The sequence below is a fragment of the Streptomyces polygonati genome, assembly GCF_042650325.1.
GTDB classification, from domain to species: domain Bacteria; phylum Actinomycetota; class Actinomycetes; order Streptomycetales; family Streptomycetaceae; genus Actinacidiphila; species Actinacidiphila polygonati.
This window is the reverse complement of record NZ_JBHSBB010000008.1, coordinates 55,610-70,609: the sequence shown is the minus strand read 5'-3', so window position 1 is coordinate 70,609 and position 15,000 is coordinate 55,610. Positions and strand designations below refer to the sequence as shown.

General features: G+C 72.1%; 11 protein-coding genes and 1 pseudogene. 3 read left to right on the top strand and 9 right to left on the bottom strand.

Features of this window, described 5'->3' with window-relative positions; all coding sequences use genetic code 11:
* Nucleotides 1-201: 201 nt before the first annotated feature.
* Together eutC and eutB are read right to left on the bottom strand one after the other, a co-directional pair.
* On the bottom strand, nt 202-924 hold the full coding sequence (gene eutC / locus ACFO3J_RS09005; RefSeq protein ID WP_386428288.1) for an ethanolamine ammonia-lyase subunit EutC: 723 nt from the start codon (nt 922-924) through the stop codon (nt 202-204).
* 96 nt (nt 925-1,020) lie between these two features.
* Nucleotides 1,021-2,394 (bottom strand): annotated as a pseudogene (eutB, locus tag ACFO3J_RS09000) (ethanolamine ammonia-lyase subunit EutB); the annotation flags it as partial.
* Between the two features lie 237 nt (nt 2,395-2,631).
* On the opposite strand from eutB, the gene ACFO3J_RS08995 reads away from it, so the two are divergent.
* Nucleotides 2,632-4,176 carry an APC family permease gene (locus tag ACFO3J_RS08995; RefSeq protein WP_386427895.1) on the top strand — a complete coding sequence of 515 codons (1,545 nt, stop codon included), beginning with the start codon at nt 2,632-2,634 and terminating at the stop codon, nt 4,174-4,176.
* 6 nt (nt 4,177-4,182) lie between these two features.
* Nucleotides 4,183-5,052, top strand: a complete 870-nt coding sequence (locus ACFO3J_RS08990; RefSeq protein WP_386427894.1) for an alpha/beta fold hydrolase — start codon at nt 4,183-4,185, stop codon at nt 5,050-5,052.
* A gap of 100 nt (nt 5,053-5,152) precedes the next feature.
* On the opposite strand, the gene ACFO3J_RS08985 is transcribed toward ACFO3J_RS08990, so the two are convergent.
* From ACFO3J_RS08985 to ACFO3J_RS08960, 6 genes are all read right to left on the bottom strand, one after another.
* Entirely contained in the window at nt 5,153-6,340 is a 1,188-nt protein-coding gene (locus ACFO3J_RS08985) for a S8 family peptidase (protein WP_386427892.1), read from the bottom strand.
* A 166-nt stretch (nt 6,341-6,506) separates the two neighbouring features.
* Nucleotides 6,507-8,624 (bottom strand): SpoIIE family protein phosphatase, encoded by a 2,118-nt coding sequence (locus ACFO3J_RS08980; RefSeq protein ID WP_386427891.1) that lies wholly within the window; start codon nt 8,622-8,624, stop codon nt 6,507-6,509.
* A gap of 543 nt (nt 8,625-9,167) precedes the next feature.
* Nucleotides 9,168-10,025: a GNAT family N-acetyltransferase gene (locus ACFO3J_RS08975; protein ID WP_386427890.1), complete on the bottom strand. Its 858-nt coding sequence runs from the start codon at nt 10,023-10,025 to the stop codon at nt 9,168-9,170.
* Nucleotides 10,026-10,495: 470 nt separating this feature from the next.
* Entirely contained in the window at nt 10,496-11,209 is a 714-nt protein-coding gene (locus ACFO3J_RS08970; RefSeq protein ID WP_386427889.1) for an MBL fold metallo-hydrolase, read from the bottom strand.
* Nucleotides 11,210-11,459: 250 nt separating this feature from the next.
* Nucleotides 11,460-12,200 (bottom strand): hypothetical protein, encoded by a 741-nt coding sequence (locus ACFO3J_RS08965; protein WP_386427887.1) that lies wholly within the window; start codon nt 12,198-12,200, stop codon nt 11,460-11,462.
* A gap of 51 nt (nt 12,201-12,251) precedes the next feature.
* Nucleotides 12,252-13,706, bottom strand: coding sequence for an MFS transporter (locus ACFO3J_RS08960; protein WP_386427885.1), 1,455 nt, complete (start codon nt 13,704-13,706; stop codon nt 12,252-12,254).
* A gap of 327 nt (nt 13,707-14,033) precedes the next feature.
* Here ACFO3J_RS08960 and ACFO3J_RS08955 point away from each other — a divergent pair, with 327 nt between their 5' ends.
* Nucleotides 14,034-14,807: an AfsR/SARP family transcriptional regulator gene (locus ACFO3J_RS08955; RefSeq protein ID WP_386427884.1), complete on the top strand. Its 774-nt coding sequence runs from the start codon at nt 14,034-14,036 to the stop codon at nt 14,805-14,807.
* Here ACFO3J_RS08955 and ACFO3J_RS08950 read toward each other — a convergent pair.
* Nucleotides 14,796-14,984, bottom strand: a complete 189-nt coding sequence (locus ACFO3J_RS08950) for a hypothetical protein (protein ID WP_386427883.1) — start codon at nt 14,982-14,984, stop codon at nt 14,796-14,798. The two genes, ACFO3J_RS08955 and ACFO3J_RS08950, sit on opposite strands and share 12 nt — an antisense overlap.
* Nucleotides 14,985-15,000 lie beyond the last annotated feature (16 nt).

Below are 15,000 nucleotides of genomic sequence, written 5' to 3'. Positions count from 1 at the left end.
AGGCGCGGGCGGCGGGGCCGACCGGATCGAAAAGTTATGCGGGCTGTGTGAAATCGATGCAGCGGCGGTGTTTCGCGGGTGTTCGGCTCAGTTCACAGTGCATGTATCGGCGGCGACGGTGCGACTGAACAGCGTCTGGGATCAGGGGAGTTGGGGGAACGCCTCGGTGCGTGGCGGACCTGGCCCGGGGCAGCCGCCGGGCTACGGAGCCAGAGCCTCCGGCTCGCCCGACTCGTCCTTGAGCGCCACTCCGGTGACGCCCGACGCGCGGGCCCGTCGCATCAGGGCGGCCAGTCCGGCGGCCGCGTCGCGGTACGAAAGTCCCAGCGGCGGGCGGATGTTGGACAGGCAGTTGCGTTCGGCGTCGGTGGTCCGGCCGGGCTCGGGAGCATAGGTCAGATAGGCGCCCAGGGAGTCGGCGGCCGACATGCCGGGGCGCTCGCCGATGAGCACGACGGCCATCGTGGCCCCCAGGGCGTGGGCGATCTCGTCGCCCAGGGCGACCCGGGCCTGCTCGGCCAGCACCACCGGGGCGATGCGCCAGCCCGCCAGCAGCGCGGTGGTCGCGCCGACCATCGCGGCGGCGTGCTCGTGGACCGCGCGGCTGGACAGGCCGTCGGCGACGACGAACACCGCGTCCCAGTCGCCGGGCGCCAGCGCGGCCCGGCCGTGCTCGTCCAACCGGCGCCCCAGGTCCGGGCGTTGCAGATACGTCAGCCGGTCGGGGGCGGCGCTGTGCACCCGCACGGTCGGCACGCCGGGGAGGGCGGCGGCCACGGTGTCGGGGTCGAACGGTGCGTGCACCGCGTCCCGCGCGGCGGCGTGCGCGGCCTGCAACCCGAGCCGGGGGGCCATCGGCAGCGCCGGACCGGCCCGGCCGAGACCGATCCGGGCCTGGGTGCGTTCGCGCAGCGTGTCCCACATCGCGGCCTGCGCCCCTGGCCCCGCCACGGTGTCCACCTCCCGAACCGCGTCCCGGCGCACCGGCGTACGGCCGCCGCGCCCGCCGTCCGGGCCCGCGATCGCCGTCAACGGGTGCCCGGTGCCGGCGACATCACGCGGCGCGCCCCGCTCGTCCAGCAGCCCGGCGCCCTCCAGCCACGCCTCGAACTCCGGTGCCGGACGCAGGCCGAGGACCTCCCGCAGATACAACGCGTCGTGGTACGAGGCCGATTGGTAGTTGAGCATGATGTCGTCGCCGCCCGGCGTGCAGATCACGAAGGACGCCCCCGCCACGCCCAGCACGGTCAGCATGGTGGCGATGTCGTCGTCATCGGCGTCCGCGTGGTTGGTGTAGCAGATGTCCAGGCCCATCGGCAGCCCGAGCAGCTTGCCGCAGAAATGGTCCTCCAGGGCCGCGCGCAGGATCTGCCGGCCGTCGTACAGATACTCCGGGCCGATGAAGCCGACCACCGTGTTGACCAGCAGCGGGTCATAGCGCCGGGCGACGGCGTACGCGCGGGCCTCCACCGTCTGCTGGTCGACGCCGTGGTGCGCGCCCGCCGACAGCGCGCTGCCCTGGCCGGTCTCGAAGTACAGCGCGTTGGCGCCGACCGTGCCCCGGCCCAGCTCGCCGACCGCCGCCTGCGCCTCGTCCAGCATCGCCAGCGTCACCCCGAAGGAGGCGTTCGCCGCCTGGGTGCCGGCGATCGACTGGAAGACCAGGTCGAGGGGGGCGCCGCGGTCCATCAGGTCGATGCTCGTGGTGACATGGCACAGCACGCACGACTGGGTGGGGACGGCGTAGCGGGCGATCACCTCGTCGAGCAACTCCAGCAGGTGGCGTACCGCCCGGGGACTGTCGGTCGCCGGGTTCACGCCGATGACGGCGTCGCCGCAGCCGAGCAGCAGGCCGTCCAGCAGGGAGGCCGCCACGCCGGGCGGGTCGTCCGTGGGGTGGTTGGGCTGAAGGCGCGTCGACAGCCGCCCGGGCAGTCCGACCGTGGACCGGAAGGCGGTGACGACCCGCACCTTGCGGGCCACCGCGACCAGGTCGGAGTTGCTCATCAGCTTGGAGACGGCGGCGGCCATCTCGGGGGTCACACCCGGGGCCAGCGCGGCCAGGGCGACGGCGTCGGCGGCCTCCGACAGCAGCCAGTCGCGGAACTCCCCCACCGACAGCCCCGCGACCGGCGCGAAGGCGACCGCGTCATGGCTGTCGATGATCAGCCGGGTGACGTCGTCCTCCTCGTAGGGGATGACCGGCTCGGCGAGGAATCGCGCCAGCGGCACCTCCGCGAGCGCCCTGCGGGCGGCGACGCGCTGCTGCGCCGACTCGGCGGCCAGCCCGGCCAGCCGGTCGCCGGAGCGCTCCGGGCCGGCCGCGGCGAGCAGCCGGGCGAGGCCGGCGAAGTGGTGGCTCCGGCCGCCGAGGGTGACGCCGTACCCACTCACGTCCTGCCACCCATCCGTGTGATGCTCCCGTTCCGCCTGTCCGACCAGGACTTTAGGAGGGGCGGGGGCCCGGCGTCCATCACGCGCCGCCGAGTTAACGCAGACGTTCGCTCCCGCGGCGCAGTTGACGCAGAGTTAACCGTCCGGCGCGTAGAGGAGTCATCTGCGGGGCCCAGCATTCCCAAGCGCGGACACGCATGCGGCAGAGCCACACCGGACCACGGAGAGGGGCCGTCCATGGCAGTGCAAGAGGGTCTGACTCCGGCGGCGGCCGACCCGCCCCTGGCGCCGCACCGGCTCGCCAGCGGCGCGCTCGGACTGCCCGGCGTCATCTTCTGCATCGTCACGGGCGCGGCACCCATGACGGCGATGCTCTTCAACGTACCCGTGGCCGTGCAGGGTTCGGGATACGGCGCCCCGGCCGCCTTCCTGCTGGCGACGGTGGCGCTGACCGTCTTCTCGGTCGGATACATCGCGATGAGCCGGCGGGTGACCTCCGCCGGCGGCTTCTACACCTTCGTGGCCCGCGGCCTGGGACGGATTCCCGGCGTCGGCTCCGGTGTGCTGATCGCGCTGTGCTACATGCTCTTCTCCGCCTCGGTGATCGGGGTGATGGGCTACTTCGCCGCCACCAGCGTCGAGTCCTGGACCGGGGCGAGGATCCCGGTCTGGGTCTACATGTTCACCGCGCTGGCCGTCATGACGCTGCTCGCCTGGTTCCACATCGAGCTGACCACCAGGATCCTGGGCGTCTCCCTGGTGCTCGAGGTGCTCGCCCTGCTGATCCTGTCGGTGGGCGTCTTCGTCCACGGCGGCGCGCACGGGCTGTCCGCCGCGCCGATGAACCCCGCCGAGGTCTTCGGCAATCGCGGCGCGGCGCATGTCTTCGGCACCGCGGCGGCCGGTGTGGCGCTCTTCGCCGCCTTCTGGTCCTGGGTCGGCTTCGAGATGGCGCCGAACTACGCCGAGGAGTCGCGCGACCCGCACCGTATCGCCAGGGCCGCGACCTACGGCTCGGTGATCGGGCTCGGCGTGCTGTACATGATCGTGTCCTACGCCTTCGTCTCCGGCTGGGGGCAGACGCAGTCCGTCCAGGCCGTGAAGGACCAGTTCGCCGGGAAGTACGACTCCGCCTTCTATCCGCTGGCGCAGACCTTCGTCGGTCACTGGCTGGTGGTGATGATGCAGGTGCTGGCCGTCGTCAGCCCCTTCGCCTGTGCGATGGCCTTCTACAACACCGGTTCCCGCTACCTCTTCTCGCTGGCCCGCGAAGGCGTCGCCCCGGCGCCGCTGGCCCGCACCTCCCGGCACCACAGCCCGGCCGCCGCCTCGATGACCGTCACCGTCCTGGTCGGGCTGATCGTGCTCGGCTTCACCCTCTACGACAGCAGCACCGAGGGCGCCCTGCTCAAACTCGGCACCTGGGCGCCGCTGATGGGGGTGCTCGGCATCCTCGGTGTGCAGGCCCTCACCTCGTTCGCGATCATCCGCTACTTCCTGACCACCGCCCGCGACGGCTTCCACTGGTTCACCACGCTGACCGCGCCCCTGATCGGCGCCGCGGCCATGACCGGCGCGTGCTATCTGCTGATCGACAACCGCGCGGTCCTCGCGGGCGACGGCAAGGTGCCCTTCATCAGATACCTGCCCGAGGCGATCCTGCTGATGTTCGCCCTGGGCCTGGCCATCGCCGTGTGGCTGCGCGCGAGGCGGCCGGAGCGCTACGCACGCCTCGGTCATTTCGAGCACGCCGATCCCGCGCCGCCGCCGACCGTTGCATAATCCGGTATGACCACGATCTCCACGCCCGACGGCCGCCTGCTGGACATGGCGGTCTCCGGTCCCGCCGGCGGCACCCCGATGATCTTCCACCACGGCACTCCCGGCGCGGTGCCCCCGGTACGGTCGATGGAGCGCGCCGCCCACCGGCGGGGGCTGCGGTTCGTCACCTTCTCCCGGCCCGGATACGGGTCGTCCACCCGGCTGCCCGGCCGCGCCGTCGTCGACGCGGCGGCGGACGTGGAGGCGCTGCTGGACCATCTCGGCGCCCCCCGCTGCCTGGTCGGCGGCTGGTCCGGGGGCGGCCCGCACGCGCTGGCCACCGCGGCCCGGCTCGCCGAGCGGGTGGCCGGGGTGCTGAGCATCGCCGGGGTGGCGCCCTTCGGGCTGCCGGAGCTGGACTTCATGGCCGGCATGGGCGAGTTGAACGTCGTCGAGTTCGGACGCGCCCTGGACGGCGAGGCGGCGCTGCGCCCCTACCTGGACAAGGAGGCGGTCGGGCTGCGCGACGCGGACGCGGCCGGCCTGATCGCCGGCATGGACACCGTGCTGCCCGAAGTCGACCGCGCGGTGCTGACCCGGGAACTCGCCGAGGACATCGCGGCGGGCTTCTCGGAGGGACTGCGGACCGGCGTGGACGGATGGCTGGACGACGACCTCGCCTTCGTCAAGCCCTGGGGCTTCTCGCTGGACGAGATCACGGTGCCCGCCTTCGTCTGGCAGGGCAGCGAGGATCTGATGGTGCCGTTCGCCCACGGCCAGTGGCTCGGGCCGAACATCCCCGGCGCGGTGGCCCATCTCGAAGCGGGCGAAGGCCATCTGTCGGTCAGTGTCGGCTCGATCGACCGCATGCTGGACGAACTGGCCGGCGTTCTGTGAGCCGTCCCGGTGCCGGGGGCGACGCCGCCTCCCCCGTCACGGGCGGTGCCCGGTGAAGGAGGAGGCGGGGTGCCGGGAGGGCGGGCCGGAGACGGAGCGGTCACAGGCCGCCGGTGAACAGCAGGCGGTTGGGTGAGTCCTGGGTGACGGTCAGCACGTCTTTGGTGGACTGCTCGGTGAGCCAGGCCGACACGGCCTCCGGGCTCGCGGCCGGGTTCGCGGCCTTGTAGAGCAGGGCGACGCCGGCGACGTGCGGGCTGGCCATCGACGTCCCGTCCAGCGCGAGGCTGCCGCCGCCGAGCTTGGCCGAGACGATGGCCGTCCCCGGGGCGAAGATCGACAGGCACGGGCCGAAGTTGCTGAAGCCGGCCTCCTGGTCGTTCCGGTCGGTCGCCCCGACGGTGACCACGTCGTCGGCGCCGGCCGGCGAGACCCGGCAGGCGTCCTTGCTGTCATTGCCCGCCGCGACCACCGGGACGACCCCGCTGTCCCACACCTTGTCGGCGGCCTGGTCGAGCGCCGGGGAGGCGTCACCGCCGAGCGAGGCGTTCAGCACGGCGGGCTGCTGGGCGTGGGCGGCGACCCAGTCGAATCCGGCGATGACCCCGGCGAGGGTGCCGTTGCCCGAGCAGTCGAGTACGCGGACGCTCACCAGCGTGGCCTGGTGGGCGACACCGTAGCCGGCCCCGCCGACCGTGCCGGCCACGTGCGTGCCGTGGCCGTTGCAGTCCTGGCCGTTCCTGCCGTCGCCGACCGCGTCGTAGCCGGTGACCGCGCGGCCGCCGAACTCGCTGTGCGCGAAGTCGATGCCGGTGTCCACGATGTAGGCCGTGGCGCCCCGGCCGTCCCCCGCGGTGGTGAACCGGTTGTCGAGCGGCAGCGTGTGCTGGTCGATCCGGTCCAGGCCCCATGAGGTGGCGACCGCCCGGTCCGCGCCGTCCCGCGTTCCCGTCCCGGTGCCGAACGCGCTGGTGGTGGCGTTCTCCTCGACCGCCTCCACGCCGGGGGAGGTACGCACCAGATTCAGCTGAGCCGCGGTCAGCGTCGCGGCGAAACCGCGGAACACCTTGCTGTACGTGAAGAGCGTCGACAGCTTCGACTGCCGGGCGAAGGAGCCCGGGTCGAGGTCCCTGTGCAGCGTGATGATGTACTGCCCGGGCACCGCCCGCCCCGAGCGGTGCAGCGAGACGGGGACTGCCGCCGTCGGTTCGGCCGAAGCCGACGGGACGACGGCCAGCGGGACGATCAGCAGGACAGCCGCGGCCAGGCCGCGTGCGAGCAGGCGCATACGAGGACTCCGTACTGGGGCGACCGCCGCCGGGGCGGGGCCGCGCGAAGGCATGGGGAGTCCTACGGTCCGGCGATCGGCCGTGCCCGCTCTCCCGACACTCCGCCCCGCCCGCTACGTCATCCCTATGGCCGCTTCCGGTACGTCGTACAGATCGGGCGGCGGCTCAGTCCCGGGTGCGGACGCGGGTGCGGGCCAGCAGCAGGGCGATGTCGTCCTCGGCGGCCCTGGCCGCCGTCTCACCGGCGCCGGCGAGCGCGCTGCGCTTCCCGGGCGGTGCCATCGTGTCGATCACATGGGAACAGAGCTGCTCCAGCGGGGTCCCGGGCAGGTTGAGGGCCGCGGACAGCCGCGCGATGCCGGCGTCGAGGTCGGCGGTACGGGTCTCGATCAGGCCGTCGGTGTAGAGCGCGATCACGCTGTTCTCCGGCAGCTCCAGCGTGAAGCGCTCGTAGGACATCGTGCCCAGGCCGATCGGCGCGCCGGGCGGCACCGGGGGGACGGCGACACGGCCGTCGGGATAGAGGACCGCGGGCGGCGGGTGGCCGGCCGAGGCCATGGTGCAGCGGCGGGTGAGCGGGTCGTAGACCGCGTAGGCGCAGGTGCAGCTCATCACCGGGGCGCCGAAGCCCTCGGCGGTCTCCTCCTGCTCGGTCATCTGGATCACCAGCCGGTCCAGCCGGGCCAGCAGTTCCTCCGGCGGCAGGTCCTGGTCGGCGAGGGTGCGCATCACCGTGCGCAGCTGTCCCATCAGCGCCGCCGCGTTGATGCCGTGCCCGACGACGTCGCCGACCACCAGGCCGACCCGGGCGTCGGGCAGCGGAAACGCGTCGAACCAGTCACCGCCGACGCCCTCGTGCGTATCGGCCGGCAGATAGCGCGAGGCCAGCTCCACCGCCCCGCCGCCGGACAGGTTGTGCGGCAGCAGATTGCGCTGCAGCGCGATCGAGGCCGCGCGCTCACGCGTGAAGCGGCGCGCGTTGTCCAGGCTCAGCGCGGCCCGCCCGACCAGTTCCTCGATCAGCAGCAGATCGTCACCGGAGAAGGACGTCGGGTTGTCCGTACGGAGGAAGACGGCTTCGCCGAGGATCGTCCCGCGCGCCTTGAGCGGGACGATGATCAGCGAATGCATCCCGGTCTCCTTGACGATCCGGGCCCGGTCGGGGTCCTGGTCGAGCCAGCTGCCGGGAGAGGTGTCCGTGACCGGCTGGAAGTGGCTCTCGCCCGAGAAGAGGACATGGGCGAAGGGGGAGGACGGGGGGACGAAGACCGCCTCGCCGACCTGCCACAGCGCCTCCGGTACGCCTTCATGGATGGAGGCCATGCCGGCCCGCCGGAACACCGGGATGCCCGACCCCGACGACGGGAGCCGCTGCAGGGGCTCCTCGCCGAGCGGGACCGTCTCCGCGAGGTCCACCGTCACGTAGTCGGCGAGCAGCGGTACGGCGGCGTCGGCCAGCTCCTGGGCGGTCCTGACCACGTCCAGGGTGGTGCCGATCCGGTTGCCCGCCTGGCCGAGGATGAGCAGGTGCTGGCGGGCCCGGGACTTGTCGATGTCGGTGGCCATGTTGACCACACCGATCGGCTTCCCGTCCGCGCCGTCGAGGCGGAAGTAGGACGCCGACAGCACCCGCTCCTCGTCCTCGCCCGGCACTTGCCAGGTGTACTCCCGCTCGATGATCGGCTCACCGCTCTCCAGCACCTGCCGCATCGCGGCCACGGTGTCCCGGCCGGCCTCGCCGGGCAGCACGTCGCCCATCAGGCGTCCCAGCCGCTGCCTGCGCAGCAGGCCGTCCTGGTGCTCGGCCGCGGTGTTCAGCCAGATGCAGCGCAGGTCGGTGTCCCAGATGGACAGCCCGATCGGCGAGCGCGCGAGCAGCGCCGATGACACCGACGCTTCGGCCGGGGTCCAGAACAGGGCGGCGGCGGGGTCACGGAGGGTCACGAACCAGTCCGTCCTGCCCTCGCCGGCCAGCGGCGACGCCTCCAGCGTCATCTCGGCGTCGGTGCCGTCCTTGCGGCGGATCCGGACCGTGCCCGACCACGCCTCCCGCGCCAGCGCGCGATTCGCCCAGGCGGCGGGCTCCGCGGCCGACGCGCCGCCGGCCAGCAGTCGGCCGGCCGACCGGCCGACCACCTCTTCGGCGCTGTAGCCCACAGCCCGCTCGGCTGCTTCCGTCCATCCGAGGACGACTCCCCCGGCGTCGATCAACGCGGTCGCCGCCCCGACCAGGCCCAGCGAATCCGCCGCGGACCGCGTGGTTCGTCCGGTGGATTCGGCCATCACCTGCGTCCCATCGATCGCCGCGGTCAGCTGCGGTCTCGCCGGATTCACCCCCGCCGTTTCCCATTCTGCGCCAGATACGGCCCGGCCGCCGGACCGGCCGGGCCACGGGGCGGCGGCCCCTGCCCGGGCGCAGCCGGGAGGCCGTCGCGCGTACCGGGACCGCCGACCGGGTGGCGAGGTCCGTCTGCCGCTGCTGCCGCCGCCGCGCGGCCGGCTGCGGCCGGTTGATCGGCGACACCGGGCTCACCGTCGGTGACGCCCGCCGCCAGCGGGGGCCGCACCGCGCGGGCCGTACGTGAAGGACCGGGAGATAGCCGGGTCGGCGGTGGAGGAGGTCACCGGCCGGGCGATCCGTGCACGCCGGGAGGGCCGGGCGGAGCAGGCCGCCGGGCCCGCCGGCGGCCTGCTCGTCCGGGCGGCGGCGTTGGGCAGCGCTCACCCGCCGGCGGGCCGGGGAGGAATCCCGCGGCGCCGCGACCAAGGCGCGCCCGGCCGGGAGGGCCGGGCCCGGTGGGCGGGGGCCGGAGCCGGTGCGCCCGCCTACTCGTCCGCCCGCCAGATCCAGTTCCGCCGCTCGTACTGGACCTCGAAACCCAGCCGCAGCATGTTGTGCAGCGACGAATTATGGGTGCCCGGCTCCTCCGCACCGGTTTCGGCGACCAGCCAGCGGCAGCCCGCCTCGTCGGCCGCCCGGGCCCGGGCGGCCAGCAGCGCGGACTGGCCGCCGCGGCCCCGGGCGTGCGGCAGCGTGGCTCCGGCGACGAACTGGCCCGCGTCCCCCTTGACGCGCAAAGTGCCGGTGCCGACCAGTTCCTCGCCGTCCCAGGCGGCGAAGGGGCGCCAGTCCGGGCCGCCGACCGAGGACACCACCATGTCGGCCAGGCCGCCGTCCGCCGGCATCCCGAAGGCCCGCAGCATCACCGACCCCCAGGTGGCGGCGTGCGCGGCGGTCACCGGTGCGGCGCGGAGCCCGTCGGCGGGGCGGCCGGGCGCGTCGGCGCGGGCCAGCGCGTCCCGTGTCGCACAGGCGAGTTTCACCCATGCGGAGCCGGCCGTCAGGCCGGTCCTGGCGCAGATCTCCGCCCAGTCCTCGGGCAGCACGGACGGCGCCAGCTGCACCACGGCCAGTGGGGTGCCCTGCTTCCGGTAGAAGCCGCACACCTCCTCCATCAGCTCCAGGGTGACGGGTTCGTCGAAGCCGAATCCGAGCGCCTTGCTCCAGAACCGGGTCGGATCGTCGCGCATGGAGAGGACGACCCCGCCGCCGAGGCGGACGGCTTCCATGCCGAGCGCGGCGCGTACGTGCTGGGGCGCGGAGGTCTCCAGGTCGTGGAGCGCCTCGGCCTCGGACTGTTCCGCCAGGGCGGGCGGGATGACTGCGTTCACTGGTCGATCCATGGGGTGACGGTGGAGTACGACATTCACTCCATCATCACGGTTCGTACCGCTGTATGGTTCAACTGGTCCGATATACGGACAACCCCGCCCGCCCCGGGGTCACCGGGTCAGCTGAGGACGGCGTCGAGCTCCAGGATGTTCTCCACCTGGGAGGTCATGACGACGGATTCCCCTCGGGCGGCGCGGACGGGTCGAGGTGGATCTCCGGCGGCCGGTCCGAGTGCTTGGTGATCGGAGGAGTTGCCCGGCGTGGATCAGCGCGTCGGCGGCCGAGCCGCGTCCAGTGCATCGGGTACGGCAGATCCTAGGAGGGTGCTGAAGATCTTGGCCGGATCAGCGAGCGGCGTCCGGTGCGGTCAGCCGCAAGGCGGACGGGTGCCCGGACAGTGCGTTTCTGTCCGGGCACCCGGCCAACGCGGCAGATGGCAGTGCCGGGCGTCGGGAGCCCGGCATAGATCTTCAGCACCCTCCTAGGACTCGCGCACCGGGATCTCGGCGGTGCGCAGCGCCGCCGACGCGCCGCGGGTGAGCGGCTCGCCGTGGCCGAAGCAGGCGGTTTCCGCGCCGAGGTCGGCGAGCTTGCGCAGTGAGGCCACGGCCCGGTCCCGTGCCACGTTGAACACGCCCAGCATCGTCCGCCCCTCGACGTTCGCCGCCGCGTCCCCGGTGAACACCACACCCGGGCCGGGCAGGTAGAGGGCGATACTGCCGTCGGTATGGCCCGGCACCCCGATCACTTGCGCCCCGCCGCCGAAGTCCAGCACGTCCCCGTCCGCCAACTCCCGGTCCACCCGGGCGGGGGGCGCGGGCGGCAGCGGCGGCATGTTCTCGTACAGCGCCCGCTCCCAGTCGGGCGACTGGTCGAAGACCGGCTCCGCCGCCGGGGATTCGCCCCGGATCAGCGGCGCCTCCAGCCGGTGCGCCATCACCGTGACCTCACCACCCCAGGCGGCGATTTCGGCCAGCGCCCCGGTGTGGTCCTGGTGGGCGTGGGTGACCACCACCCGGCGCAGCTGCTCCGGCCCCAGTCCGAGCCCCCTGATCGACTCGGCGATCGCCTCGCCGGAGCCGACCGTGCCGGTGTCGATCAGCGTGAGCGAGTCGTCGGCGTCCCGCCACAGATAGGCGTGCCCGACATCGAAACGGAGTTGGTAGAGGCTGAGGGAAAGTTCGACAGTGCGCATAACGGAGTAGTAGCCATGGGGAGGTTGAGGTATTCGGTGTTCACGCAGAGCGGACGGTTCCGTCCTCACGGGCACTGACGCGCGGCGGCCGGCGGGCCCGGCGGGGAGCCGGCAGCCGGGACCGTACGCCCGGCGAGGACCGCCGGCGGTGGTCCCGGCCCGCCGCCCGGCCGGGTGACGACGTGCCGGGAGGCGGCGCCCCGGGGTGGGCGCCGCCTCCCGGGCGGGGGTGGGTCAGTTGGTCGTGGGGTCAGACTGCCTCAGGCGCGAGGATCCGCGCGCTGGGGGTGGGGGCGTGCGTGAAGCGGTAGTTCTGGACGATGTGTCCGTCGTCGTCCAGGAGGAGGAAGTCGAAGCCGGTCGAGGCCGGACCGGTACCCAGGGCGGGCGCCTGCCGCCAGGAGTACCGGGCCGCGTTCGGGTGACCGTCCGCGTTGCCGCTGCGGCTGAGGACGAGGCCCTCGGCCTGCGCGGCGGTGTACGCCTCGGTGACCGAAGTCTCGGCCGCCAGCGTCCGGTCCGCCGCCCACAGCTGGGCGATCTCCTTGCCGCGCGCCTCCGCGTCCGGCTCGTTCCACACGGCGACGCAGCGGTCGGCGAGGGCATTGAGGCGGGCGGAGAGCACCGGCGGCTCGTTGAACTGGTGGTCGACGAGAATACGGCCCTCGTCGTCCAGGATCAGGAAGTCGAAGCCCACCGAGATGACCTCTTCCTTCCCGGCCGGCACCATCTCCCAGTGGAAGGTCACCACATTGTCGTAGCTCATGACATCGCCCGCCGAGCGGAACCGATGGTTCTGCTGCTCGACCCACTGGACGTAAGCGCGCCCGACCCGGCCCGCGATGGTGGCGTGGCCCTTCATGATGAAGTCGAGGATCTGGTGGACGCCTTCCGGGGCCCACAATTCGGCGATCTCCGAAGCGCGCACCGCCTCGTCGGGCTCATTCCAGATCGCCATGTAGCGTTCCACCAGAGCGTTGTCGTCACGCATGTCGGCTGATTCCTCTTTCCCTGAACTTTCCCAGAACCTTGCTGTACCGATTCACTTCGCGCCGGGAACCTTCGGCAGGAGCTGCACCAGTGCGATGAGGACCAGTGCGACACCGAGCAGGAAGGCAATGCTCCAGTTCAAGGCGTGCGCGTAACCGATGAGCCCGTGGGTGTCGCTGACGATGCGGTAGAAGATCACACCGATGATCGATACGCCCAGGGCGTTTCCGACCTGGACCCCGGTGGTGAGGACACCGGTGGCCGAACCGGCGTGCTTCGGGGGAATCCGGGTGAGCACGGTGGAGGCCAGCGGGGCGACCGCCAGACCCATGCCGGCGCCGTCGATCGCCAGGGCCGGGATCAGCCAGGCGATGTGTCCGCCGACACCGAAGTGGGCGACGAGCAGCAGCAGCGCCGTCAGGCCGACCAGCCGCAGGGCGCCGCCGAGGGCGATCACCTGGCGGCCGAGCCGCATGGCGAACCAGCGCGCGGTGGTGGAGGTGGCCATGTAGCCGAAGCCGAGCGGGATGAAGATCAGGCCGGCCTGGAGGGCGTCGAGGCCGCGGCCTTCCTGCACGTAGAGCGCGAACACCAGGAAGAAGGAGGCCTGGCCGATCCAGAAGACGAGCTGGGCGAGCAGGCCCGCGGTGAAGGCGCGCTCCTTGAACATGGACAGGTCGATCAGCGGGGAACCGCCCTGGGCGGCCAGCCGGCGCTCGAAGAAGGCGAACAGCGCGAACAGCGGCACCGCCGCGGCCAGCGAGATCCAGGTCCAGGCCGGCCAGCCCTGCGCCCGGCCCTCGATCAGCGGCAGGACCACCGCGACCAGGCCCAGGGTCACCAGCAGGGTGCCGACCAGGTCCAGCTTCGGGCGGCCGGGAGCGCGCGACTCGGGGACCAGCTTCGGGACGAGGAAGAGCGCGATCAGACCGATCGGCAGGTTGATCAGGAAGCAGCCGCGCCAGCCGAGGTAGAGCACATTGCCCTGGATCAGCACGCCGCCGATGAGCTGGCCGAAGACGGCGGAGATGCCCATGGCCATGCCGTAGGCGTTGAACGCGCGGGCGCGCGCCTCGCCGACGTAGGTGGTCGCCAGGATCGTGAGGACCTGCGGACCCATCAGCGCCGCGGACAGGCCCTGCACGACCCGGGCCACGACCAGGAACTCGGCGTTGGGCGCCAGGCCGCAGGCCGCCGAGGACAGGGTGAACAATGCCATCGCGAAGGCGAACATCCGCCGCCGGCCGAAGATGTCGCCCAGCCGTCCGCCGGTGATCATCCCGGCGCCGAAGGCCAGGGCGTAGCCGGCGATGACCCACTGGATCTCGGCCGAGGTGGCGTTCAGGTCGCGCTGGGTGGAGGGTACCGCGACGTTGACGATGAAGAAGTCAAGGCCTGCCATGAAAGTGCCGGTCAGTACGACCAGCAGGGTGCCGAGGTGCGGCTTGGTCGCCGGCGGCGGGGCGGGAGCCGCGGGCGCGGCCTCAGGATTCGTACTGGTGGTCATCAGTGATACTCCCTGATCGAAGGGCCGAACGCTCCCTTACGGGGAGGCCGTTGAGAGGTGTGCTGATGAGACTCTCCCGAGCCGGACCGCCGACGGTCAATTACCCATGAGGTAATGGGGACTGACCCGGCTGACCCCTTGCGACCCGCCAGCAGCATGCGACACTGTCTCCAGATCCATCCGAATATCTTTGCTCGGTGACCGCACAGACATTTCCGCCAGTCTGCCCGGAGTCCGAAAAGTTCCGGGCGCAACATAGCTCCTCGTCCGATTTCTGCAGTCGGCACGACCCACGCCGGGAACTTCACTCACTCCTGGAGATCACCGATGTTGAGCTTTCACGTACTGGGACCCATCGAGATCGGTTCACCGAGACAGACGTTACGGCCGCGGGGCCCGCAGCAGCGGACGCTGCTCGTGGTCCTGCTCGCCAACGCCCGCCGCCTGGTGCCGATCGAATCACTGATCGACGAACTGTGGGGCGACAAGCCGCCCCGCCACGTGGAGAACGCCCTTCAGGCGCACATCAGCCGGCTGCGCCAGCAACTGGCCCTGCTGGAGTCCGCCGACGGCCCGTCACGGCTGGTCACCCACCCCTCCGGCTACCGGCTGATGGTGGCCGACGAGGAGGTGGACGCGGCGGTGCTGGCGGCCGGCGTCGAGCGGATCAGAAGCCGGCCGCAGGACGACGACCCGGCCGTCACCGTCCGCGAGCTCCGCCGGATGCTGGAGTTGTGGCGCGGGCCGGTCTTCGGCGGTCCGGTGGGCGGCAGGCTGTGCCGGGCCGCCGCCACCCGCTACGAGGAGATGCGGCTGGCCGCCCTTGAGCTGCTGTTCGACAGCGAACTGCGCAACGGCGACCATGTCCGGATCATCCCGGAATTACAGGCCCTGCTCACCGAGGACTTCTACAAGGAGAGGTTCCGGCAGCAGCTGATGGTGGCGCTGTACCGCTCGGGCCGGCAGGCCGACGCGCTCGCTGTGTACCGCGAGTTGTGGCGGCGGCTGACCGACGATCTCGGGCTGGAGCCGTCACCGACCATGCGCGACTACGAGCGGGCGATCCTCGACCAGGATCCGATGCTGGACTCAGCGCTGTGAGCTCGGGGCCGGCTCCGTCTCACGTACGATCACCGCGTCCAGGCCGCGCAGTGCCTGGTCGGCCGCCTCACCGAGCGCCTCGATGTCCGGGTCGGCGCAGAAGGCCATGAAGGACTCCACGAGCCGCTGCCTGGCCGTGTCGAGCACTGTCGGAACCTGATCTGCTTCCGCGTTCACGGGGCTGTCCTCTCAC

Coding starts and splice junctions, on each gene's coding strand:
- eutC (WP_386428288.1), bottom strand. CDS start 924: ATGTGGGACACGCTGCGCGAACGCACCCAGGCCCGGATCGGTCTCGGC.
- ACFO3J_RS08995 (WP_386427895.1), top strand. CDS start 2,632: ATGGCAGTGCAAGAGGGTCTGACTCCGGCGGCGGCCGACCCGCCCCTG.
- ACFO3J_RS08990 (WP_386427894.1), top strand. CDS start 4,183: ATGACCACGATCTCCACGCCCGACGGCCGCCTGCTGGACATGGCGGTC.
- ACFO3J_RS08985 (WP_386427892.1), bottom strand. CDS start 6,340: ATGCGCCTGCTCGCACGCGGCCTGGCCGCGGCTGTCCTGCTGATCGTC.
- ACFO3J_RS08980 (WP_386427891.1), bottom strand. CDS start 8,624: ATGGCCGAATCCACCGGACGAACCACGCGGTCCGCGGCGGATTCGCTG.
- ACFO3J_RS08975 (WP_386427890.1), bottom strand. CDS start 10,025: ATGGATCGACCAGTGAACGCAGTCATCCCGCCCGCCCTGGCGGAACAG.
- ACFO3J_RS08970 (WP_386427889.1), bottom strand. CDS start 11,209: ATGCGCACTGTCGAACTTTCCCTCAGCCTCTACCAACTCCGTTTCGAT.
- ACFO3J_RS08965 (WP_386427887.1), bottom strand. CDS start 12,200: ATGCGTGACGACAACGCTCTGGTGGAACGCTACATGGCGATCTGGAAT.
- ACFO3J_RS08960 (WP_386427885.1), bottom strand. CDS start 13,706: ATGACCACCAGTACGAATCCTGAGGCCGCGCCCGCGGCTCCCGCCCCG.
- ACFO3J_RS08955 (WP_386427884.1), top strand. CDS start 14,034: ATGTTGAGCTTTCACGTACTGGGACCCATCGAGATCGGTTCACCGAGA.